The following is a 21330-nucleotide window of genomic DNA, read 5'->3' on the forward strand; positions in this document are numbered from 1 at the left end:
GCCCATGGCCATCAATCCACCGCCACCTCGGCGAGCAACTGGCGCGCGAGCGCATCGCCGCTGGCGCCGCGTGCAGGCACCAGGCGGTGCCCGGCCAGCGGCACGAACAGGGCCTGGATGTCCTCCGGCAGCGCGTGGCCGCGGCCGGACAGCATGGCCCAGGTGCGCGAGGCGCCGAGCAGGGCCAGGCCGGCGCGCGGCGACAGGCCTACGCGGATCTCCGCGTGGCGGCGGCTGGCGGCGAGCAGCGCCTGCAGGTAGTCGAGCAGGGCGGGGCTGGCGGTGATCGCCTGCGCCTGCCGATGCAGGGTGGACAGCGCGGGGCCGTCCAGCTTCGGGCTGAGCTGGGCGAGCAGGTCGCGGCGGTCGCTGCCGGTGAGCAGGGCGCGTTCGGCGGTGGCGTCGGGATAATCCAGCGAGACGCGCAGCATGAAGCGGTCCAGCTGCGAATCCGGCAACGGGAAGGTGCCGGCCAGGTCCAGCGGATTCTGCGTGGCGACCACGAAGAACGGCTGCGGCAGCGTATGCGTCTTGCCGTCGACGGTGACCTGGCCCTCGGCCATCGCTTCGAGCAGCGCGCTCTGCGTCTTCGGCGTGGCGCGGTTGATCTCGTCGGCCAGCAGCAGGCCGGTGAAGATCGGGCCCGGATGGAAACGGAACTGGCCGGTCTCGCGCTCGTACACGCTCACCCCGATAATGTCCGACGGCAACAGGTCGCTGGTGAACTGCACGCGCTGGAACTCCAGCGCAAAGCTGGCGGCCAGTGCATGGGCCAGCGTGGTCTTGCCGACGCCGGGCACGTCTTCCAGCAGCAGGTGGCCGCCGGCGATCAGGCAGGTGAAGGCGAGCTTGACCTGGCGCGGCTTGCCGAGCAGCACCTGGTTGACCTGCGCCATGGCGGCGTCGAGGCGGGAATGCAGGGCGTCATCGTGGAGTGGAGTGATCGCGGACATGGCAACGCATGGCGGAAGGGAAACGGGCAAGGGCATGACCCATGCATGATCGCGGCAGTGTAGCCCCCGGCCTCGCGCGCTGGCGAGGCGCGTTTCTCATTGCGTTTCTTGTACTGCTCGGGGCACGCATCGCGGTCGCCGCGCAACTGGCGCCGTTCGGCGACGAAGCGTTCTATTGGCAGGAGAGCCGGCATCCGGCCTGGGGCTATAGCGACCTGCCGCCGCTGACCGCGTGGATGATCCGCGTCGGCGAAGCGCTCGCCGGCCACGGCGTGCTCGGCATGCGCTGGCCGTTCCTGCTGCTCGGCAGCCTGTTGCCGTGGCTGGTGGTGGCGTTCGCCCGGCGTGCCTTCGATGCGCGCGCGGGCTGGCAGGCCGGGCTGCTGTGCCTGGCGCTGCCGCTGGCCGGCACGCTGGGTGTGATGGCGGTGCCGGACGTGCCGCTGACGGTGGCCAGCATGCTGGCGCTGTTCGCGCTGCTGCGCGCCATGCAGGACGACCGCCTGCGCCACTGGTTGCTGCTCGGCGCGGCGCTGGCGGTGTGCTGGCTGACGCACTACCGCGCGGTGATGCCGATGCTGGCCGGCCTGGGGCTGCTGGTGCTGACGCCGCGCGGACGCCTGCAATGGCGGCGGCCGGGGTTCTGGATCGCGTTGGCGCTGTCCCTGCTCGGCCTGATTCCGCTGGCGATCTCCAACTGGCAGCAGCACGGTGCGGGGGTGACGTTCCAACTGGTGGAACGCAATCCATGGAGCTTCCATGCGGACGCGCTGGTGCAGCCGCTGGAACAGGCGGTGGCGTGCACGCCGCTGTTGTACGGCTTGTTGTTGTGGGCGGCATGGCGTTGCTGGCGGCGGCGTGGCGAAGGGGCGCCGTGGGATCTGATCGCGATCGCCTCGCTGTGTTTCGTGCTGCTGTATTTCGTGCTCGGCCTGTTTGCCGACGATGAGCGTTTTCGCGCGCACTGGCCGCTGCCCGGTTACCTGCCGCTGCTTGGTGCGTTGCCAGTGTTGTTGCGTCCGTTGTGGGGGCGGCGGTGGATTCGGCGGACCGCCATCGCGGCGGTGGGCTTGGCGTTGTTCGGGCATCTGTGCGGGTTGGCTTATCTGGGCATGGCCGCCAGCGAGCGTGGCGCGCATGCCTTGGCCGGGGTGAAGGCGTTTCCGGCGCGCTTCGTAGGCTGGCGCGAAAGCGGCGATGCGGCGCGTGAGTTGCTGGCGGCGCAGCCTGCCGTGCTGGTGGCCGACAATTTCATGCTGGCATCGGAGATCGAATTCCAGCTCGACGGCGCGGTGCCGGTCTATGCGCTGGACAGTCCGCTCAACACCAAGCACGGACGCGCCCCGCAGCTCGCCATATGGCGACGCGATGAAACTGCATTGCGCCAGGCGCAGGCCGGTGCGCCGATGCTGCTGGCGGTGGACGAAACCTCATTGCGTATTCGCGAACGCTCCGACTGGCTCGGTTCGCTATGCCAGCGGATCGAGGCGCCGCGGCCGCTGCGCCGGCTGGATCTGTTCGACGGGCGCAAGCGCATCGCGTTCTATGCCGGACGGGTGCCGGCGGCGGGGCAGGCAGGTATCGCACCGGCCGACTGCATCATCTGGCGCGAAGGCGCGGCGTCGTTCCGCTAGGGCAGCGCGACACCCGCCACGCGCAGCAGGCGGGCGAGCGCGATCAGCGGCAGGCCGATCAGCGCGGACGGGTCCTGGTTGTCGATGCGCTCGAACAGGCTGATGCCCAGTCCTTCGCACTTGAAGCTGCCGGCGCAGTCCAGCGGCTGTTCGCGTTCGATGTAGCGTTCGATTTCCTGCGCGCTCAACACGCGGAACTGCACGCAGGTGTGGTCGACATGGACATGCCGCTCGCCACTGCGCGTATCGAACAGGCACAGCGCGGTGTGGAAATGCACGGCATGGCCGGAGCTTGCGGCGAGCTGCTCGCGGGCGACTTCGGGCGTGCCGGGCTTGTCCAGCATGCGCCCGTCGAGTTCGGCGACCTGGTCCGAACCGACCACCAGCGCGTTGTGCAGCCCTTGCGCGCAAGCCTCCGCCTTGGCCACGGCCAGGCGCAGGGCGCGTGCCGTGGGCGCTTCGCCAGGCAGGGCGGTTTCGTCGGTGCCGGGCGAGCGCTGTTCGAATTCGGGACAGAGCCGGCGCAGCAGCTCGGCGCGGTAGCGCGAGGTGGAGCCCAGCACCAGGCGCGGCGGGCTCACGTGTGCGGGTCGCGCTGGATATGCTCGCGCATGGCGTCGTCCAGCGCGTGCTGGGCGTCGTTCAGTGCCTCCAGCAGGGGCGCCAGGCGGCCGCGCGTCTCGGCCATCGCCGCGACGGCCTGGTTGAGCTGGTCCTGGCTGGCGTAGGGCGCCTGGTCGCGGATCCAGATGCGCTGCTGCAACAGGGAGCGCAGGCCGGCCTCGATCGCCTGGCGCGCTTCCTGTTCGCTGGCGGCGGGCTTGTCGGGGTTGAGCGACATCACCGCATGGGCCTGCTGCAGGCCGGCGCGGCAGGTCTTCAGGTCCGCTTCCAGCCGGTCGGCCAGTTCCAGCAGCCGGTGCAGGCTGTCCGAGCGGCGGTTGCCGCGTCGCCGCAGCCAGGCGACGCCGCCCGCGACGATGAACGCGAAGACGAAGAAAGTGGCCAGGCCGTACGTCAGGAGGTCGTTCACGTGAGACGCAGCGGCTCGGAAATATGGAAGGGCGCAGTCTGCCGCAAGGGGCTCGTTCAGGCAAAAGGCCCGGGCGGACTTGAGGCACAATAGACGGGGTCGGGCGGCATATGTGGTCGCCGGGCTGGTCCAAGTAAACAAGATGTTGACTTGGGCCCTCCGCAAACCTATGATTTCTCGATTATGTCCGTGACACTGCCAGAGTCCGTGGACGCTTGGCGCATGGTCTCGGCGCGGCGTTCGTTCCAGGGAGCCTTGCCCATCGCCGCCATGCGGCGCTTGAGCGAAGCCCTCGCCGGTACCGCAGGCGAGGCCCGGTTCGAGCTGGATTTCGGTCGTGACGAGTTCGACAACGCGTACCTCGATGTGCGTGTCGAAGCGCCGCTCACCGTGATCTGTCAGCGTTCGCTGGAGCCCTTCGTGCTCCCGCTGAACGTGGATACCCGGCTCGGCCTGATCCGTTTCGAGCGTGAAGAAGCAGGCTTGCCTCCGGGCAACGAGCCGCTGCTGATCGCCGAGGACGGCAAGCTGGTGCTCGCGGACGTGATCGAAGACGAATTGCTGTTGGCGCTGCCGCTGGTCCCGGTCAATCCGGACAGCACGCTGCCCGACGATGTAGTGCCCCCATCGCCCGAAGAAGATTCGGACGAGGGACGTTCCGATAACCCGTTCGCGGTTCTGCGCGAACTCAAGAAATAACGCTTAAGCTGGAGACTCGCCATGGCCGTTGCCAAGAGCCGCAAGACCCCGTCCACCCGCGGCATGCGTCGTTCGCACGATGCGCTGAAGACCGTGCAGCTGGCCACCGATCCGACCAGCGGCGAAGTGCATCGTCGCCACCACGTCACCAAGGATGGCTACTACCGCGGCAAGAAGGTCATCGACACCAATAATTCGGTGGTCGAAGAGGATTGAGCATTCCGCGAGGGCATCCTTGCCCTTGAGGGATTCAGTTCGGCAAGGCGGCGCGGCGACGCGCCGCTTTGCGTTTAGGCGCTCACGAACGTAACTTTGCGGTCTTGGTGCGGGCGGTCTCCCAGCGTGGGCGGCGTGCCGTGCCGTTGCCGACGGACAGTCCATGGCCCAGATCTATTCCCGCATCATCGCCACCGGCAGCGCGCTGCCGGAGCGCGTCGTCACCAATGCCGACCTGGAAAAATTCGTCGATACCAGCGACGAGTGGATCCGCGAGCGCACCGGCATCCGCCAGCGGCATATCGCCGCCGACGGCGAGACCACCGGCGACCTGGCCACCCAGGCCGCCCAGCGCGCACTGGAAGCGGCGGGCGTGAAGGCGTCCGAGCTCGACCTGATCGTGATGGGCACCACCACGCCCGACATCATCTTCCCGTCCACCGCCTGCCTGGTGCAGCACCGCCTGGGCGCGAACGGCTGTGCCGCGTTCGACGTCAACGCGGCCTGCTCGGGCTTCGTGTATGCGCTGGGCGTGGCCGACAAGTTCATCCGCAGCGGCCAGTCCAAGAAGGTGCTGGTGATCGGCGCCGAGACGCTGACCCGCATGCTGGACTGGGACGACCGCACCACCTGCGTGCTGTTCGGCGATGGCGCCGGCGCCGTGGTGCTGGAGGCTTCTTCCGAGCCCGGCATCTACGCCACCTGCCTGCATGCCGATGGCGGCCACAAGGAACTGCTGTACAACCCGGTCGGCGTATCGGTCGGTTTCAAGTCCGACGAGAAGAACCATGGCGTGCTGGTGCGGATGGCCGGCCGCGAAGTGTTCAAGGTCGCGGTGAAGACGCTCGACGCGCTGGTCGAGGAAACCCTCACCGCCGCCGGCATGCACGCCGACCAGCTCGACTGGCTGATCCCGCACCAGGCCAACCTGCGCATCATCGAAGCCACGGCCAAGCGCCTGGCCATGCCGATGGACAAGGTCATCGTCACGGTCGACAAGCACGCCAACACCTCGGCCGGCTCGGTGCCGCTGGCGCTGGACTACGCGGTGCGCTCGGGCAAGGTGCAGCGCGGCCAGAACCTGCTGCTGGAAGCATTCGGCGGCGGCTTCACCTGGGCCTCGGCGCTGTTGCGCTACTGAGCGCCACGCAAAACGTTTCAAACGCCATGCCGCCTTCGGGCGGCATGTTCGTTCTGGCCGCCCTCAGGCAGGAATACGGCTGCGTACGGCCGGCGTTACTGGCACCATTCCGCTTTTCCCCGATGGAATCTGTTCCTGCATGACTCAGCACGCCGCCTCGCTCGCATTCGTCTTCCCCGGCCAGGGCTCGCAATCGGTAGGCATGCTGGCCGAACTGGCCGCCGCGCATGCCGAGGTGCAGGCCGCGTTCGACGAGGCCTCGCAAGGCGCCGGCATCGACCTGTGGGCGCTCAGCCAGCAGGGGCCGGAAGAGGCGCTGAACCGCACCGAGAACACCCAGCCGGCGCTGCTGGCCGCCAGCGTGGCGGTGTGGCGGGTGTGGCGGAAGCTGGGTGGCGCGCTGCCGGCGCAGCTGTCCGGGCACAGCCTGGGCGAATACAGCGCCCTGGTCTGCGCCGACGCGCTGTCGCTGCACGACGCGGCAGCCCTGGTCGCCGAGCGCGGCCGCCTGATGCAGGCCGCGGTGCCGGCCGGGGTGGGCGCGATGGCTGCGATCCTGGGCGGCGACGACGCGCAGATCGCCGCCGTGTGCGAGGAAGTGGCGCAGGGCCAGGTGGTCTCGCCGGCCAACTTCAATTCGCCCGGCCAGCTGGTGATCGCCGGTCATGCCGAGGCGGTCGACCGTGCGCTGGCGCGCCTGACCGAGCTGGGCGTCAAGAAGACGATCAAGCTTGCCGTGTCGGTGCCGTCGCATTGCGCATTGATGAGCGATGCGGCCGACCAGCTCGGCGAACGCATGGCCGCGCTGAACTGGCAGCTGCCGTCGATCCCGGTGATCCAGAACGCCGAGGCGCGGGCGTACGACAAGCTCGAAGACATCCGCGCCGCGCTGCAGCGCCAGCTCTACCTGCCGGTGCGCTGGACCGAATGCGTGCAGGCGCTGGCTGCCGGCGGCGCCACCCGCGCGGTCGAATGCGGCCCGGGCAAGGTGCTCTCCGGTTTGATCAAGCGCATCGACAAGAGTGTGGAAGCGCGCGCCATCGGCGCGCCGGCCGAGCTCGACGCCGCGCGCGCCGAGTGGGCCTGAAGCGCAGCTACGCCACTATCAAACCAGACATCAGGAAGCAGCACTCATGAGCAAGCCTCTGCAAGGTGAAATCGCCCTCGTCACCGGCGCCAGCCGCGGCATCGGCGCGGCGATCGCCGACGAACTGGCCGCCCAGGGCGCCACCGTGATCGGCACCGCCACCAGCGAAAGCGGCGCCGCCGCGATCGGCGCGCGCCTGGCGCCGCACGGTGGCCACGGCCGCGTGCTCAACGTCACCGAAGCCGGTGCGATCGAAGCGCTGGTCGAGGCGATCGGCAAGGAGTTCGGCGCGCTCTCCATCCTGGTCAACAACGCCGGCATCACCCGCGACCAGCTGCTGATGCGCATGCGCGACGAGGACTGGCAGGCCATCCTCGACACCAACCTTACCTCGGTCTACCGCGCCTCCAAGGCGGTGATGCGCGGCATGATGAAGGCGCGCAAGGGCCGCATCGTGTCGATCGCTTCGGTCATCGGCCTCACCGGCAATCCGGGCCAGTCCAACTACGCGGCGGCGAAGGCCGGCATCATCGCGTTCTCCAAGTCGCTGGCGCGCGAGATCGGCAGCCGCGGCATCACGGTCAACGTGGTCGCGCCCGGTTTTATCGATACCGACATGACGCGCGCGCTGCCGGAGGAATCGAAGCAGGCGCTGCTCGGCCAGATCGCGCTCGGCCGCCTGGGCGAGGCGCAGGACATCGCCAAGGCGGTGGCCTTCCTGGCCTCGCCGGCGGCGGCGTACATCACCGGTGAGACGCTGCACGTCAACGGCGGTATGTACATGGCGTAGTGCCGGTTTCCGGTGGCGCCAGGAGAGCCGCCCCCGGGCGGCTCTGTTGTGTCGCTGGCATGTTTGCGGACATCCGCCGGGGTATGTATCGCCACGCCACCCCGGGCTGGGCCGGCGCGGCGCAGGGCAGGCCACGCCTGGGCCGGCCGGCGGCGATTGCCCCGGGAAGCCCGCCGGGACGGGTCCGCCGGGGTTGTCGCCATCGGACCGTTTTTAGGAGACAATTACCCTTTCGCGCCGGTCATCAGGGCCAGCGCCTTACCAACGTTGGTGGACCGTGGCGGGAGCAAGGCTTAGCCACTACAATCCGCCGGCATTTTTGTCCTTGGGAGGTATTGGCAACATGAGCACCATCGAAGAGCGCGTCAAAAAGATCGTTGTTGAGCAGCTGGGCGTGAAGGAAGATGAGGTTCAGCCGAGCTCGTCGTTCGTTGACGATCTGGGCGCGGATTCGCTGGACACCGTCGAGCTGGTGATGGCTCTCGAGGAAGAGTTCGAGACCGAGATCCCGGACGAAGAAGCCGAGAAGATCACCACGGTGCAGCAGGCCGTCGACTACATCAAGGCCCACACCAAGGAGTGATCGTGCGTGGCGGGCGTTGCCCGTCTCACGACGCGATACCGAAAGCTGCGCCACATTGGCGCAGTTTTCGTTTCTGCAATTTGCAACGTCCTGACCCGTATGGTTCGCCTCTCGCGGCACCATGGGAGTTGCGACGGCATCCACGCGGCTGCCGCGGGATGGCTGCCCTCGCGGCAGGCACACGGAACCATGAAGGAAGATCAGCATGAGCAAACGACGTGTGGTGGTTACCGGCCTCGGCATCATCTCGCCGGTCGGCAACGATATCGCCACGGCCTGGGACAATGTCCTCAAGGGCGTGAGCGGCATCGGCGCGGTGACCCATTTCGACGCCACGAATTACGCCACCCGCATCGCCGGACAAGTGCGTGACTTCGACCCGGCACAGTGGATCGCCCCGAAGGACATCAAGAAGATGGATCCCTTCATCCACTACGGCATCGCCGCGGGCACGCAAGCCCTGCGCGATTCCGGGCTGGAGGTGACCGAAGCGAATGCGCCGCGCATCGGCGTGGCGGTCGCCGCCGGCATCGGCGGCCTGCACACCATCGAGCACACCTCGATCGAGCTGCACGAGAAGGGCCCGCGCCGCGTGTCGCCGTTCTTCGTGCCCAGCTCGATCATCAACATGGTGTCCGGCCACCTGTCGATCATGTACGGCCTGAAGGGCCCGAACATCGCCTGCGTGACCGCCTGCACCACGGCCACCCACAACATCGGCCTGGCCGCGCGCATGATCCAGTACGGCGATGCCGATGCGATGATCGCCGGCGGCGCCGAGTTCGCCACCACCGGCACCGCGATGGCCGGCTTCTGCTCGGCCAAGGCCATGTCCACCCGCAACGACGAGCCGACCAAGGCCAGCCGTCCGTGGGACAAGAGCCGCGACGGTTTCGTGCTGTCCGACGGCGCCGGCGTGCTGATGCTGGAAGAGTACGAACACGCCAAGGCGCGCGGCGCGAAGATCTACGCCGAGCTGATCGGCTTCGGCATGAGCGGCGACGCCTACCACATCACCGCGCCCAGCGAGGGCGGCGAAGGTGCGGCGCGCTGCATGGAGAACACGCTGAAGGATGCCGGCATCAGCCCGAGCGAAGTGCAGTACGTCAACGCGCACGGCACCTCGACGCCGCTGGGCGACCTGGGCGAAGTGCTGGCCGCCAAGCGGGTGTTCGGCGAGCACGCCTACAAGCTGGCGATGAGCTCGACCAAGTCGGTCACCGGCCATCTGCTCGGCGCGGCCGGCGGCGTGGAAGCGATCTTCACCATCCTCGCGCTGCGCGACCAGGTGCTGCCGCCGACCGTCAACCTGGACGAGCCGGGCGAAGGCTGCGATCTCGATTTCGTGCCGCACACCGCGCGCGAGGCCAAGGTCGACATCGCCCTGTCCAACTCCTTCGGCTTTGGCGGCACCAACGGCACGCTGGCGTTCCGCCGTCTCTGACCGGCGCGTGACGTCCATCAGCCGCACCCTGCACGGCCGGCGCGACCTGCTCGCGCCGGCCGCTGCATTTCCGCAGCGCTATCCCTGCCTGCTGCAAAGCGTGGTGCGCGGCACCCCGCAGGCGCGCTTCGACCTCCTGTTCGCCTTTCCGCGCGACAGCCTCACCTTGCACGGCGATGGCCGCGTGCTGGACGGGCAGGGCCTCGAACAGCCCGGCGGTTTCCTGCACGCACTCGACACCGCCTGGCAAGCCGAACGCCTGCCGCGCGAAGCGGACGACGGCCTGCCGTTCCACGGCGGCTGGGTGTTGCTGCTGGCCTATGAACTGGCCGCCGAGATCGAACCGCGCCTGCGCCTGGCGCCGGATGGCGTGCTGCCGGTGGCGCTGGCCTTGCGCTGTCCCGCCGCGGTGATCGTCGACCATGAGCGCGAGCGCACCGTGCTGATCGCCGAGCCGGGCTGCGAGGCGCTGCTCGAACAGATGGCGGCCGACCTCGACGCGCCGGTGGAGATCGCCGCGCTGCCGGCGCCGATCGCGCGCGGCGAGGACGACCCGCAACGGTTCCTCGATGGCGTGGCGCGCATCCACGAACACCTGCATGCGGGCGACATCTTCCAGGTGAACCTGTCGCGCGCATGGCGCGCGCAATTCGCCGAGGCGCCGACGCCTGCCTCGCTGTACGCGTCGCTGCGCCAGGCCAACCCGGCGCCGTTCGCCGGCCTGCTGCAGCAACCGGCGTGGGCCGTGGTCAGTTCCTCGCCCGAACGCCTGGTCGAAGCGCGCGGCGGCATCGCACAGACGCGCCCGATCGCCGGCACGCGCCCGCGCACGCCGGCCGACGACGAGCTGGCACGCATCCGCGAGCTGCGCACGCATCCGAAGGAGCGTGCCGAGCACGTGATGCTGATCGACCTGGAGCGCAATGATCTCGGCCGCGTCTGCGTGCCGGGCACTGTGCACGTCGACGAGCTGATGGTGGTGGAGAGCTATGCGCACGTGCACCACATCGTGTCGAACGTGCGCGGCAAGCTGCGTGCCGGCGTGACGCCGGGGCAGGTGATCGCCGCGACCTTCCCGGGCGGCACCATCACCGGCTGCCCGAAGGTGCGCTGCATGGAGATCATCGCCGCGCTGGAGGATGCACCGCGCGGCGCCTACACCGGTGCACTGGGTTACCTCGACCGCAACGGCGACCTGGATCTCAATATCCTGATCCGCACGCTCACTCTCGCCGGCACCCGCGTGAGCCTGCGCGCGGGCGCCGGCATCGTCGCCGATTCGGTGGCGGACAAGGAGCTGGACGAAACGCGCGCGAAGGCACGCGGCCTGCTGCGCGCACTGGGCGTGGCGGACTGATGCCGGCGCCGCCGCGCCTGCTGGTCGACGGCGTGGCCGATGCCGCGCTGTCGCCGCTCGATCGCGGGCTCGCCTATGGCGATGGCCTGTTCGAGACGATCCGCTTCGTCGATGGCCGCGCGCCGCTGTGGCCGCGGCATATGCAGCGCCTGCGCGAGAGTTGCACGCGCCTGCGCCTGCCGGCACCGGATGAAACCTTGCTGGCGCGCGAAGCCGCCGTGGTATCGGACGGCATGGCGGACGCGGTAGTGCGCATCACGCTGACGCGCGGCCTGGGCGAACGCGGCTATGCCATGCCCGCAGCGCCGCAGCCCACCCGCATCGTCGCCGCGTTCCCCGCACCGGTGCTGATGCCCGAGTCGTATCGCGACGGTGTCCACCTGCGCCTGTGCGAGCTGCGCCTGGCCGAGCAGCCGCTGCTGGCCGGCATCAAGCACCTCAATCGGCTGGAGCAGGTGCTGGCCCGCGCGGAATGGGACGATCCGTCCATCGCCGACGGCCTGCTGCTCGATGGCGCCGGCCGGGTGATCTCCAGCACCATGGCCAACCTGTTCGCGGTGATCGGCGGTGTGCTGGTGACGCCGTCGCTGGACCGCTGCGGCGTGGCCGGCGTGGCGCGCGCGGAAGTGCTGGCGGCACGCGAGGTGCAGGTGCGCGAGCTGGCCCTGGACGAGCTGCTGCACGCCAGCGAATGGTTTCTCAGTTCCAGCGTGCGCGGCATCGTGCCGGTGCGGAGCATGGCCGGGACCGTGTATGTTCCCGGACCGGTCACGCGTGTTTTGCAAGCGCATTGGCGCGGCCTTGGTTTTCCGATGGAGCTGTCATGAGTCGACGCAAGACGAAGGGGCGCGCATTCGCGCGTGGCCTGGTTCTCCTGCTGCTGGTGGCGATCGCCGGCGCGCTGGCCTACGGCTGGCGCGAGTTCGCGCGCTTCAGCGCGGCGCCGCTGAGCGTGCAGGAGCAGGGACAGAGCATCGACGTCGGCCGCGGCAGCAGCCTGAAAGAGATCGTGGCCCAGCTGCGCACGCAGGGCATCACCGCCGAGCATCCGCTGTACTGGCGCCTGCTGGCGGAACAATTGCGCGTGACCGGCCGCCTGCACGCCGGCGAGTACGCGCTGGTCCCCGGCATGACGCCGCGCGACCTGCTCACCAACATGGCCGCGGGCCGGGTCCTGCAGCGCAACTTCACCATCGTCGACGGCTGGAACTTCCGCGAGCTGCGCCAGGCCCTGGCCAAGGCCGACAAGCTGCGCCAGGACGGCGCCGCGCTGGACGACACCCAGCTGATGGACAAGCTCGGTGCGGCCGGCGAAATGCCCGAAGGCCGCTTCCTGCCCGAGACCTACGCCTACGTAAAGGGCGACAGCGACCTGGATATCCTCAAGCGCGCGCACGCGGCGATGGGCAAGACGCTCGACGCGCTGTGGGCGCAGCGCGACAAGGACATTCCGCTGGCCACGCCGTACGAGGCGCTGATCCTGGCCTCCATCGTGGAGAAGGAAACCGGCCGCGCCGACGAACGTCCGCGCATCGCCGGCGTGTTCGTGCGCCGCCTGCGCACGCATATGCTGCTGCAGACCGATCCCACCGTGATCTACGGCATGGGCGAGAGCTACGCCGGCAATATCCATCGCAGCGACCTCACCACCGACACGCCGTACAACACCTACACCCGTCCCGGCCTGCCGCCGACGCCGATCGCGCTGCCGGGCAAGCCGGCGCTGGAAGCGGCGCTGCATCCGGCCGCCGGCAGCGAGCTGTATTTCGTCGCGCGCGGCGATGGCAGCCATGTGTTCTCCAGTACGCTGGACGAACACAATCGCAACGTCGCCTGTTATCAGTTGAAGCGCTGCCCATGAGCCACACACGCGGAAAATTCATCAGCCTCGAAGGCGGCGAAGGTGCGGGCAAGAGCACTCTGCTGGCCGGGCTGCGCGCCTGCATCGAAGCGCGCGGCGTGGATCTGCTGCTGACCCGCGAGCCGGGCGGCACCACCCTGGGCGAGGCGGTGCGCGGCATCGTGCTCGATCCGGCGCTGCGCGGCATGGCCGCGGAAACCGAATTGCTGTTGATGTTCGCTTCGCGCGCACAGCTGGTGCGCGAGCTGATCGAACCGGCGCTGGCCGCCGGCCGCTGGGTGCTGTGCGACCGCTTCACCGACGCTAGCTACGCCTACCAGGGCGGCGGGCGCGGCCAGCCGGTCGAGCGCATCGAAGCGCTGGAGCAGTGGGCCACCGGCGGTCTCGCGCCCGATCTCACCTTGCTGCTGGATCTGCCGGTCGCTACCGGCCGCGCGCGCGCCGCCGGGCGTGGCGAGGCGGACCGGATCGAAGTGGAGGCGGATGCGTTCTTCGAGCGTGTGCGCGCTGCATATCGTGCGCGCGCCACGGCGCAGCCGGAGCGCTTTCGCGTGATCGACGCGAGCCATTCGCCGCAGGACGTGCTGCGCGCGGCCGAGCAGGCGATCGCGCCCTTGTTCGAGGCCACGCCATGAGCGCGATGCCCTGGCACGCCGAACTGTGGGAACGCCTGCAGGCGCGCCGCCGCCGCGATGCGATGCCGCACGCGCTGCTGCTGTGCGGGCCGGCGGGCCTGGGCAAGCGCGACTTCCTGCGCCGCTTCGTGCTCGGCCTGCTGTGCCAGCAACCCATCGACGGCGATGCCTGCGGCCACTGCCGCAGCTGCCTGCTGCTGGCGGCCGGCACGCATCCGGACCTGGTCACGCTGAGCTTCGGCCTGCGCAAGGATGGCGTGCAGCGCAGCGACATCGTGGTCGACCAGGTGCGCGAGCTTTCCTCGCGCCTGGCCATGGCCAGCCAGTTCGGCGGTTGGCAGATCGCCACCATCGATCCGGCCGATTCGATGAATACCGCGGCGGCCAATGCGCTGCTGAAGACCCTGGAAGAACCTTCGCGGAACACCATGCTGCTGCTGGTCGCCGATGCGCCCTGGCGCATGCCGCAGACCATCCGCAGCCGCTGCCAGCGCATCGAATTCCAGGTGCCCGCACGCGACGAGGCGCTGGCCTGGCTGCAGGGCGAGGGCGTGAAGGATGCGGCGGCGGCGCTGGATGCGGCCGGCGGCAATCCGGGGCTGGCCAAGGCCTGGGCCGAGCAGGGCGCGCTGGCGCGCCGGCAAGAGGTGCGCAAGGACCTCGCCGCGCTCGCGGCCGGCCGCGGCGAGACCATGGAAGTGGTGCGCCGCTGGCTCGACAACGAGCCGGGACAGCGGCTGTGGTTCGCCGCGCAGGCCGCGGCGGACGAAGCGCGCGGTCGCGCGGGCGCGGGCAACGGTCCGCTGGCCAGCCATCTCGACACCGAAGCGCTCGACGACTGGTATCGCGCCGCCAACCACGCGCGCGATGCGCTGCGCGGTCCGCTGCGCGGCGATCTGCTGCTGCTGGAATTGCTCTCGCGCTGGCGCTGAGCCGTCATTCCATCCCTATGGCGCAGGTTGGGGTGAGCCGCAGGCGAACCCCAACATAGACACCTTCAAACGCATCGCACGGTGGGCCTGCGCCGGCATGACGCGCCCTGGAAAGCTCGCAGACAGCCCGTTTTTCTAAACTGGCTGGATGAGTTTTGCCAAGGAAAAACCCTTCACGATTCGCTGGCCATGGCTGGCATTGGCGCTGCTTGCCGCGCTGCGCCTGGCGTGGTTGAACGCCTATCCCCTGAATTCCGATGAGGCGCAGCACGCGCACGTGGCATGGGCATGGACGCAGGGGCTGCATCTTTATCGCGATGTGTTCGACAACCACGGTCCGCTGTTCAGCGGCCTGCACTCGCTGGTGCTGGACCTGATCGGCCCGCGCGCCGATGCGCTCACCTGGCTGCGCCTGTCGATGCAGGCCTGGTATGCGCTGGCGCTGTTCGCCGTGTGGCGCATGGGGCGTCGGCTGTATACGCCGAACATCGCGTTCTACGCGATGCTGATCGTGGCCCTGGTGCCGCGTTTCTTCCTGGTCAGCGGCCAGTTCCGCACCGACGATATGTGGATGGCGCTGTGGCTGGCGGCGCTGGCCATGGTGGTCGGCGCGCCGCCGCGGGCGTGGCGCTGGTTCGTCGCCGGCGTGCTGGTCGGCGCGGCCTTGTCGGTATCGCAGAAGACCCTGGTGCTGCTGAGCGTGGCCGGGTTTGCCGGCCTGGTGGTGTCGCTGGCGCGGCGGCCCGGCAAGCGTGTGCCGCCGCTGCGTTCGATCGCCTGCGCCGTCGCGGGCCTGCTGCTGGTGCCGGCGCTGTTCGCACTGTGGCTGGCCTGGCGCGGCGATCTGGGGCCGGCCTGGTACGACCTGGTCGGCTACAACGTCGGCGGCGCGCGCAAGGCGTATGCGTTGCCGAAGCTGGCGGTATTCCTGCTGCTGTCGGGTGTGTGCGTGCGGCTCGCCTACGCGCATGTGCGGCGGGTGGCGCGCGAGGTGTTCGACTGGCCGGTGTTCCTGGCGCTGCAGGCGGGCCTGTTCCTGTTCCTGGTGTGGTTCGTGTGGCCGCTGATCACGGCGCAGGATTTCCTGCCGGCGATCCCGCCGCTGGTGCTGGTGCTGGCCGGCGCGATCGCGCGGCTGCCCTGGCTGCGTGAAAGCGCTGCGCGCCGGCGCGCGGTGGGCAAGGTGGTGATCGGAGTGGAGCTGGCCGCGCTGCTGCTGAGCGCGCCGCCGTGGCTGGACCGCCTCGCGCCGCAGCGCGCCGAGCTGGCCGCGGTGCTGCACTACACCGATGCGGGCGAGACGGTGATGGACCCCAAGGGCGATGCGATCTTCCGCCCGCGCCCGTATTTCCCGGTGATCGAGAGCATGGCGATGATCCGCCTGCGCCGCGGCCATATGGCCGACACCATCGCGCAGGAAATGACCGAGGACCGCACCATGCTGGTGCTGCGCCGGCGCCTGCCGCCGGCCAGCGACGAGTTCGTGCGGCGCAACTACCTGCCGCTGATGGACGAGGTGTGGATGGCCGGCCAATACCTGCCGCCCGCACAGGGAACACGTTCCGTCGACCTCGCCTTGGCGGGCGAATATGTATTGAGCGACGGCAAGAGCCTGGTGTCCGCCTCGGTCGATGGCGCCGCCGCCCGTTCGGCGTGGACGCTGGGTGCGGGACAGCACCGTATCGATGCGGCCGGCAGCCGCGCCCTGGTGCTGGTGTGGAAGCGCGCCTGGGAGCGCGGCTGGCGACCGGCGGCCATGCCGCCGCCGACCGAGGAAGACGAAGGGACCGACGCATGCCAGTGACGATCGATGCGCACACCCGGCTGCTGGTGGTCGCGCCGCATCCGGACGACGAGAGCATCGCCACCGGCGAACTGATCCAGCACGTGCGCGCCGCGGGCGGCACGGTGGAGATCCTGCTGCTGACCGCCGGCGACAACAATCCCTGGCCGCAACGCTGGCTGGAGCGCAGGCTGCGCATCGGCAGCGACGACCGCCGCCGCTGGGGCGCGCGCCGCCGGCAGGAAGTGACCGGCGCGCTGGCACGGCTGGGCCTGCCGCAAGAGGCGCTGCATCCGCTGGGCCTGCCCGACATGGGCCTGACCGCCTGCCTGCGCGAGGACCTGCACGGCCAGGTAAGCGCGTGGGCCGGCTGGCTGGAGCGCTGCCGGCCGAACCTGATCGCGGTGCCGGCGCTGGGCGACGGCCATCCGGATCACAGCGCCGCCCACGTGCTGCTGCGGCTGGCGGTGGCGCAATGGCGGGAAGCGGGGCAGGGCGAGCCGCCGGTGCTGCTGAGCTATCTGGTGCACGGCCAGGCCGCGGACCATGGCGAAGCGGTCGCCTTGCCGTCCTCCGCGGATATGCATGCGGCCAAGCTGGCCGCGCTGGATCAGCACCAGAGCCAGGTGGCGCTCAGCGGCGGACGCATGCGCGGGCTGGCCGGCCGGCCGGAAGTGTTCCGTACGGTGGAGCCCGCCGGCAGCGGCGGCTGGCTGCCGTGGCAACCGTCGGCCGCGCAGCGGCCCTGGCTCAGGCTGACCCTGGCCGACCGCGAGGGTGCGCGCAGCTGGCCCTGGTCGAAGGCGCCGCTGGAACGCGACGCCGCCGGGCGCTGGCGCCTGGCGCTCGACGCCACGCCCGGCCCGCGCTTCGTCAAGCTGTACACCGGGCTGCCTTCGCTGTGGATCTTCGACCGCTGGGGCTGGTGCGAGCTGTAGCGGCCGCTTGTGAACCGGCTCCCACAGCGCGTCACGCGCGCTTTACGCCCGGGCAGGCCGCTCGCTACGATGGCCGCTATCGGGCCGACACCGTCCACGGCCCGCGGGGACGCAGCATGAATCCGGCCATCGCGGCCCGCCAGGGCATCATTTCTCTGAAGATCAAGGACACGGCCGCGCTCTACAACGCGTACATGCCGTTCCTCAAGCAGGGCGGCCTGTTCGCGCCCACCGCCCAGGGCTACTCGCTGGGCGACGAAATCGTGCTGCTGATCAACCTCGCCGACGAGGGCGAACGCCTGTCGGTGGCCGGCAAGGTGGTGTGGGTGACCCCGGTCGGCGCCCAGGGCAACCGCACGGCCGGCATCGGCGTGCAGTTCAACGACTCTTCCGACGGCGAAGTCGCGCGTTCCCGCATCGAGGCCATCCTGGCCGGCATGAGCGGTTCCGAACGCCCCACGCACACCATGTAACGCTGCCGTCACGGCGGCTCGCCATGTAGCGCCGCCGTCACGGCGGCGGGCGCGGCATCGCGTCGCGGGGTCTCGATCCGGCGCCGGCCGCCGCATCTCGGCGCCCTGCCAGCAGGCCGATGAAATAGCCGTCAAGGCTTGTTGTTGTTAAACGCACTGATACAATGTCCCGATTCCCGAATTCGATCGTGGCTCCAAAGCCCGCGGCCAGAAGGCCATGCCGATCCGCAGTAGACCGGACCTGTTTTACACCTGGCCGTTTCCCCCAGACGGTCACTGATGCGCCCCGGCGGCGCGGAGGTACGTGACATCGTGCTTGCCGAATACTGGCCCATCCTGCTGTTCATCGGCGTCGCGACGGGCTTAGGCCTGGTCCTGCTGGCCATCGGCCTGCTGGCCGGACCCCGCCGCCCCGAAGCCGAGAAGCTCTCGCCCTACGAGTGCGGCTTCGAAGCCTTCGAGGACGCCCGCATGCGCTTCGACGTGCGCTATTACCTGCTGGCGATCCTGTTCATCATCTTCGATCTGGAAATCGCCTTCCTGTTTCCGTGGGCGGTGGTATTCGACAAGATCGGCCTGGTTGCCCTGGTTGAAATGGCCTTGTTCCTGCTGCTCCTGGTGATCGGTTTCGCTTACGTGTGGAAGAAGGGAGCACTGGAATGGGAGTGATCTCCTCGCTCGACCGGGTGATGCACAACCCGCAGCCGCTGAACGTGGTGGACGACATCCTGCGTCCGGCCGGCGACAACCCGGTGATCCAGCGCGGCGCGGTGACCACCACGGTCGATGCGCTCATGAACTGGGCGCGCACCGGCTCGATGTGGCCGATGACCTTCGGCCTCGCCTGCTGCGCGGTCGAGATGATGCACGCCGGCGCCGCGCGCCTGGACCTGGACCGCTACGGCGTGATCTTCCGGCCCAGCCCGCGCCAGTCCGACGTGATGATCGTGGCCGGCACCCTGGTCAACAAGATGGCCCCGGCGCTGCGCAAGGTCTACGACCAGATGCCCGACCCCAAGTGGGTGATCTCGATGGGCAGCTGCGCCAACGGCGGCGGCTATTACCACTATTCGTATTCCGTGGTGCGCGGTTGCGACCGCATCGTGCCGGTGGACATCTACGTGCCCGGCTGCCCGCCGACGGCCGAAGCGCTGATCCACGGCATCCTGCAGTTGCAGAAGAAAATCCGCCGCACCAGCACGATCGCGCGGTCCTGAGGCCCAAGCCATGAGCGAAACGCAAACGAACTCGCTGGCCGAGCGCCTGTCCGCGCGATTCGGCGACACGCTGAAGATCAGCGTGGCCCGCACTGAAGTCACCGCCGAAGTGGCCGCCGCCGACCTGCTCGCGGTGGCCACCGCGCTGCGCGACGAGCCGGCCTTCCGCTTCGGCGAACTGGTCGACCTGTGCGGCGTGGACTACCTCGGCTACGGCCAGACCGAATGGGACACCGAAACGGTGTCCGGCACCGGCTTCTCGCGCGGTGTGGAAGGCGAGGCGATGGGCCGCTTCAAGTGGGCCGACCGTCCGCGCGACGTCAGCCAGCCGCGCCGCTTCGCCGCGGTGATCCACCTGCTGTCGGTGGAGAACAACCAGCGCCTGCGCCTGCGCGTGTTCGGCGAGGACGACACCTTGCCGGTGGTGCCCTCGGTCACCGGCGTGTGGGCCGGTTCCAACTGGTTCGAGCGCGAGGCGTTCGACCTGTACGGCATCATTTTCGAAGGCCATCCGGACCTGCGCCGCATCCTCACCGACTACGGTTTCGTGGGGCATCCGTTCCGCAAGGACTTCCCGCTGATCGGCAACGTCGAAGTGCGCTACGACCCCGAGCAGCGGCGCGTGGTCTACGAACCCGTGTCGATCGAGCCGCGCGTGCTGGTGCCGCGCGTGATCCGTGACGACGCCGACCTGTTGCAGGCCAAGGCCGAAGCCGCCGACAACTGGCGGGAGAACTGAGCATGCAGGAAATCCGCAACTACACGATGAACTTCGGCCCGCAGCATCCGGCCGCGCACGGCGTGCTGCGCCTGGTGCTGGAGATGGACGGCGAGACCATCGTCCGCGCCGACCCGCACGTGGGCCTGCTCCATCGCGGCACCGAGAAGCTGGCCGAGGCCAAGCCGTTCAACCAGTCGATCGGCTACATGGATCGCCTGGATTACGTGTCGATGATGTGCAACGAGCACGCCTACGTGCTCGCGATCGAGACCCTGATGGGGATCGAGGCGCCGGAACGCGCGCAGTACATCCGCACCATGTTCGACGAGATCACCCGCATCCTGAATCACCTGATGTGGATCGGCTCGAACGCGCTCGATCTCGGCGCGATGGCGGTGTTCCTGTACGCCTTCCGCGAACGCGAAGAACTGATGGACGTGTACGAGGCCGTCTCCGGCGCCCGCATGCACGCCACGTACTACCGTCCGGGCGGCGTCTACCGCGACCTGCCGGGCAAGATGTCGCAGTACCGCGAGTCGCCCTGGCACAAGGGCAAGGACCTCAAGCGCCTGAATGCCTGGCGCGAAGGTTCCATGCTCGACTTCCTCGAGGCCTTCACCGCCGACTTCCCGTCGAAGGTGGACGAGTACGAGGAACTGCTGACCAACAACCGTATCTGGAAGCAGCGCACCGTCGGCATCGGCGTGATCTCGCCGGAGCTGGCCCAGCAGTGGGGCATGACCGGCGCGATGATCCGCGGCTCGGGCGTGGCCTGGGACCTGCGCAAGAAGCAGCCGTACGCCAAGTACGCCGAGATGGATTTCGACATCCCGGTCGGCGTCAACGGCGACTGCTACGACCGCTATCTGGTGCGCGTGGAAGAGATGCGCCAGTCCAACCGCATCGTCCAGCAGTGCATCGCCTGGCTGCGCGCGAATCCGGGCCCGGTGATGGTGGAGAACTTCAAGGTCGCGCCGCCCAAGCGCGAGGCCATGAAGGAGGACATGGAAGCCCTCATCCATCACTTCAAGCTGTTCACCGAAGGCTATGGCGTGCCGGCCGGCGAGACCTATTGCGCGGTCGAGGCGCCGAAGGGCGAGTTCGGCTGCTACCTGGTCTCCGACGGTGCCAACAAGCCGTTCCGCGTGCATCTGCGCGCGCCGGGTTTTGCCCATCTGTCGTCGATCGATCCCATCGTGCGCGGCCACATGCTGGCCGACGTGGTGGCGATGATCGGCACCTATGACCTCGTGTTCGGCGAAGTCGATCGCTGAGCCGACGGGAGCATACGCATGAAAGCCACCGGAAATTACGAGCAGGTCAAGCACGTCGACCCGCTTGCCGCACTCAACGAGCACACCCGTCATCACATCGACGAGTGGGTCGCGAAGTTCCCGCCGGACCGCAAGCGCTCGGCGCTGATCCAGGCGCTGTTCGCCGCGCAGGAGCAGAACCAGGGCTTCCTCACCGACGAGCTGATCACCGCCGTCGCCAAGTACCTCGAGCTGCCCGCGGTGTGGGCGTACGAGGTGGCCAGCTTCTATTCGATGCTGGAGACCAGGCCGGTCGGCCGCAACAACGTCGCCATCTGCACCAACGTCTCGTGCTGGCTCAACGGCGCCGAGGAACTGGTCGCGCATTGCGAGAAGAAGCTGGGCATCAAGCTGGGCGAGAGCACCGCCGATGGCCGCGTCTACCTCAAGCGCGAAGAAGAATGCATCGCCGCCTGCGCCTGCGCGCCGGCGATGACCGTCAACGGGCATTACCACGAGCGTCTCACGGCCGACAAGGTCGACGAGATCCTCGACGGTCTCAAGTAAGGGTCACGGCGTC

24 protein-coding genes are annotated in these 21330 nt (G+C 68.9%); 21 read left to right on the forward strand and 3 right to left on the reverse strand.

The features are described 5' to 3' along the window. Nucleotides 1–11: 11 nt before the first annotated feature. Complete coding sequence (locus tag AB4083_RS03600) at nt 12–953, reverse strand: AAA family ATPase (protein ID WP_441606369.1); 942 nt, start codon at nt 951–953, stop codon at nt 12–14. 41 nt (nt 954–994) lie between these two features. Here AB4083_RS03600 and AB4083_RS03605 point away from each other — a divergent pair, with 41 nt between their 5' ends. Continuing rightward, a complete protein-coding gene (locus tag AB4083_RS03605; protein ID WP_441606370.1) occupies nt 995–2587 on the forward strand; it encodes an ArnT family glycosyltransferase in 1593 nt (530 codons plus the stop codon). On the opposite strand, the gene AB4083_RS03610 is transcribed toward AB4083_RS03605, so the two are convergent. Both AB4083_RS03610 and AB4083_RS03615 read right to left on the reverse strand, forming a co-directional pair. Beyond that, nucleotides 2584–3168 (reverse strand): Maf family protein, encoded by a 585-nt coding sequence (locus tag AB4083_RS03610; protein ID WP_441606371.1) that lies wholly within the window; start codon nt 3166–3168, stop codon nt 2584–2586. The two genes, AB4083_RS03605 and AB4083_RS03610, sit on opposite strands and share 4 nt — an antisense overlap. After that, nucleotides 3165–3620 (reverse strand): hypothetical protein, encoded by a 456-nt coding sequence (locus tag AB4083_RS03615; RefSeq protein ID WP_441606372.1) that lies wholly within the window; start codon nt 3618–3620, stop codon nt 3165–3167. The genes AB4083_RS03610 and AB4083_RS03615 overlap by 4 nt, the downstream gene beginning before the upstream one ends. 183 nt (nt 3621–3803) lie before the next feature. On the opposite strand from AB4083_RS03615, the gene AB4083_RS03620 reads away from it, so the two are divergent. From AB4083_RS03620 to nuoE, 20 genes are all read left to right on the forward strand, one after another. After that, nucleotides 3804–4319 carry a YceD family protein gene (locus AB4083_RS03620; RefSeq protein ID WP_441606373.1) on the forward strand — a complete coding sequence of 172 codons (516 nt, stop codon included), beginning with the start codon at nt 3804–3806 and terminating at the stop codon, nt 4317–4319. Nucleotides 4320–4340: 21 nt separating this feature from the next. Next, nucleotides 4341–4535, forward strand: a complete 195-nt coding sequence (gene rpmF, locus AB4083_RS03625; RefSeq protein ID WP_441606374.1) for a 50S ribosomal protein L32 — start codon at nt 4341–4343, stop codon at nt 4533–4535. Between the two features lie 163 nt (nt 4536–4698). Then, nucleotides 4699–5676 (forward strand): beta-ketoacyl-ACP synthase III, encoded by a 978-nt coding sequence (locus AB4083_RS03630; RefSeq protein WP_441606375.1) that lies wholly within the window; start codon nt 4699–4701, stop codon nt 5674–5676. Nucleotides 5677–5815: 139 nt separating this feature from the next. Beyond that, nucleotides 5816–6763, forward strand: coding sequence for an ACP S-malonyltransferase (gene fabD / locus AB4083_RS03635; RefSeq protein ID WP_441606376.1), 948 nt, complete (start codon nt 5816–5818; stop codon nt 6761–6763). 46 nt (nt 6764–6809) lie between these two features. Further along, nucleotides 6810–7553: a 3-oxoacyl-ACP reductase FabG gene (gene fabG / locus AB4083_RS03640; RefSeq protein WP_441606377.1), complete on the forward strand. Its 744-nt coding sequence runs from the start codon at nt 6810–6812 to the stop codon at nt 7551–7553. Nucleotides 7554–7896: 343 nt separating this feature from the next. Next, the gene (gene acpP / locus AB4083_RS03645) at nt 7897–8136 is read left to right on the forward strand and encodes an acyl carrier protein (RefSeq protein WP_026634450.1); all 240 of its coding nucleotides are present in this window, start codon (nt 7897–7899) and stop codon (nt 8134–8136) included. Between the two features lie 205 nt (nt 8137–8341). Beyond that, nucleotides 8342–9580, forward strand: coding sequence for a beta-ketoacyl-ACP synthase II (fabF, locus tag AB4083_RS03650; protein WP_441606378.1), 1239 nt, complete (start codon nt 8342–8344; stop codon nt 9578–9580). A 7-nt stretch (nt 9581–9587) separates the two neighbouring features. Continuing rightward, on the forward strand, nt 9588–10937 hold the full coding sequence (locus tag AB4083_RS03655) for an aminodeoxychorismate synthase component I (protein WP_441606379.1): 1350 nt from the start codon (nt 9588–9590) through the stop codon (nt 10935–10937). Then, complete coding sequence (gene pabC / locus AB4083_RS03660) at nt 10937–11764, forward strand: aminodeoxychorismate lyase (protein ID WP_441606380.1); 828 nt, start codon at nt 10937–10939, stop codon at nt 11762–11764. Before AB4083_RS03655 ends, pabC begins: the two co-directional genes overlap by 1 nt. Continuing rightward, nucleotides 11761–12798: an endolytic transglycosylase MltG gene (mltG, locus tag AB4083_RS03665; protein WP_441606381.1), complete on the forward strand. Its 1038-nt coding sequence runs from the start codon at nt 11761–11763 to the stop codon at nt 12796–12798. Before pabC ends, mltG begins: the two co-directional genes overlap by 4 nt. Continuing rightward, on the forward strand, nt 12795–13433 hold the full coding sequence (gene tmk, locus AB4083_RS03670) for a dTMP kinase (RefSeq protein WP_441606382.1): 639 nt from the start codon (nt 12795–12797) through the stop codon (nt 13431–13433). The genes mltG and tmk overlap by 4 nt, the downstream gene beginning before the upstream one ends. Then, the gene (gene holB / locus AB4083_RS03675; RefSeq protein WP_441606383.1) at nt 13430–14365 is read left to right on the forward strand and encodes a DNA polymerase III subunit delta'; all 936 of its coding nucleotides are present in this window, start codon (nt 13430–13432) and stop codon (nt 14363–14365) included. Before tmk ends, holB begins: the two co-directional genes overlap by 4 nt. A 148-nt stretch (nt 14366–14513) precedes the next feature. After that, a complete protein-coding gene (locus AB4083_RS03680) occupies nt 14514–16169 on the forward strand; it encodes an ArnT family glycosyltransferase (RefSeq protein ID WP_441606384.1) in 1656 nt (551 codons plus the stop codon). Further along, entirely contained in the window at nt 16160–17086 is a 927-nt protein-coding gene (locus tag AB4083_RS03685) for a PIG-L deacetylase family protein (RefSeq protein ID WP_441606385.1), read from the forward strand. The genes AB4083_RS03680 and AB4083_RS03685 overlap by 10 nt, the downstream gene beginning before the upstream one ends. A gap of 116 nt (nt 17087–17202) precedes the next feature. Continuing rightward, nucleotides 17203–17559, forward strand: coding sequence for a PilZ domain-containing protein (locus AB4083_RS03690; protein WP_441606386.1), 357 nt, complete (start codon nt 17203–17205; stop codon nt 17557–17559). A 312-nt stretch (nt 17560–17871) separates the two neighbouring features. Continuing rightward, a complete protein-coding gene (locus AB4083_RS03695; protein WP_441606478.1) occupies nt 17872–18228 on the forward strand; it encodes an NADH-quinone oxidoreductase subunit A in 357 nt (118 codons plus the stop codon). After that, nucleotides 18219–18776 (forward strand): NuoB/complex I 20 kDa subunit family protein, encoded by a 558-nt coding sequence (locus AB4083_RS03700; RefSeq protein ID WP_026634440.1) that lies wholly within the window; start codon nt 18219–18221, stop codon nt 18774–18776. Before AB4083_RS03695 ends, AB4083_RS03700 begins: the two co-directional genes overlap by 10 nt. 10 nt (nt 18777–18786) lie before the next feature. Continuing rightward, nucleotides 18787–19515, forward strand: a complete 729-nt coding sequence (locus AB4083_RS03705; RefSeq protein WP_441606387.1) for an NADH-quinone oxidoreductase subunit C — start codon at nt 18787–18789, stop codon at nt 19513–19515. 2 nt (nt 19516–19517) lie between these two features. Then, nucleotides 19518–20771: an NADH-quinone oxidoreductase subunit D gene (locus tag AB4083_RS03710; protein WP_441606388.1), complete on the forward strand. Its 1254-nt coding sequence runs from the start codon at nt 19518–19520 to the stop codon at nt 20769–20771. 18 nt (nt 20772–20789) lie between these two features. Next, complete coding sequence (gene nuoE / locus AB4083_RS03715) at nt 20790–21317, forward strand: NADH-quinone oxidoreductase subunit NuoE (RefSeq protein ID WP_441606389.1); 528 nt, start codon at nt 20790–20792, stop codon at nt 21315–21317. Nucleotides 21318–21330: the final 13 nt, after the last annotated feature.

The sequence above is a fragment of the Dyella sp. 2RAB6 genome (assembly GCF_052115385.1).
Taxonomy (GTDB): Bacteria; Pseudomonadota; Gammaproteobacteria; order Xanthomonadales; family Rhodanobacteraceae; genus Dyella_D.

Coding starts and splice junctions, on each gene's coding strand:
- AB4083_RS03600 (WP_441606369.1), bottom strand. CDS start 953: ATGTCCGCGATCACTCCACTCCACGATGACGCCCTGCATTCCCGCCTC.
- AB4083_RS03605 (WP_441606370.1), top strand. CDS start 995: ATGCATGATCGCGGCAGTGTAGCCCCCGGCCTCGCGCGCTGGCGAGGC.
- AB4083_RS03620 (WP_441606373.1), top strand. CDS start 3,804: ATGTCCGTGACACTGCCAGAGTCCGTGGACGCTTGGCGCATGGTCTCG.
- rpmF (WP_441606374.1), top strand. CDS start 4,341: ATGGCCGTTGCCAAGAGCCGCAAGACCCCGTCCACCCGCGGCATGCGT.
- AB4083_RS03630 (WP_441606375.1), top strand. CDS start 4,699: ATGGCCCAGATCTATTCCCGCATCATCGCCACCGGCAGCGCGCTGCCG.
- fabD (WP_441606376.1), top strand. CDS start 5,816: ATGACTCAGCACGCCGCCTCGCTCGCATTCGTCTTCCCCGGCCAGGGC.
- fabG (WP_441606377.1), top strand. CDS start 6,810: ATGAGCAAGCCTCTGCAAGGTGAAATCGCCCTCGTCACCGGCGCCAGC.
- acpP (WP_026634450.1), top strand. CDS start 7,897: ATGAGCACCATCGAAGAGCGCGTCAAAAAGATCGTTGTTGAGCAGCTG.
- fabF (WP_441606378.1), top strand. CDS start 8,342: ATGAGCAAACGACGTGTGGTGGTTACCGGCCTCGGCATCATCTCGCCG.
- pabC (WP_441606380.1), top strand. CDS start 10,937: ATGCCGGCGCCGCCGCGCCTGCTGGTCGACGGCGTGGCCGATGCCGCG.
- mltG (WP_441606381.1), top strand. CDS start 11,761: ATGAGTCGACGCAAGACGAAGGGGCGCGCATTCGCGCGTGGCCTGGTT.
- tmk (WP_441606382.1), top strand. CDS start 12,795: ATGAGCCACACACGCGGAAAATTCATCAGCCTCGAAGGCGGCGAAGGT.
- holB (WP_441606383.1), top strand. CDS start 13,430: ATGAGCGCGATGCCCTGGCACGCCGAACTGTGGGAACGCCTGCAGGCG.
- AB4083_RS03680 (WP_441606384.1), top strand. CDS start 14,514: ATGAGTTTTGCCAAGGAAAAACCCTTCACGATTCGCTGGCCATGGCTG.
- AB4083_RS03685 (WP_441606385.1), top strand. CDS start 16,160: ATGCCAGTGACGATCGATGCGCACACCCGGCTGCTGGTGGTCGCGCCG.
- AB4083_RS03690 (WP_441606386.1), top strand. CDS start 17,203: ATGAATCCGGCCATCGCGGCCCGCCAGGGCATCATTTCTCTGAAGATC.
- AB4083_RS03700 (WP_026634440.1), top strand. CDS start 18,219: ATGGGAGTGATCTCCTCGCTCGACCGGGTGATGCACAACCCGCAGCCG.
- AB4083_RS03705 (WP_441606387.1), top strand. CDS start 18,787: ATGAGCGAAACGCAAACGAACTCGCTGGCCGAGCGCCTGTCCGCGCGA.
- AB4083_RS03710 (WP_441606388.1), top strand. CDS start 19,518: ATGCAGGAAATCCGCAACTACACGATGAACTTCGGCCCGCAGCATCCG.
- nuoE (WP_441606389.1), top strand. CDS start 20,790: ATGAAAGCCACCGGAAATTACGAGCAGGTCAAGCACGTCGACCCGCTT.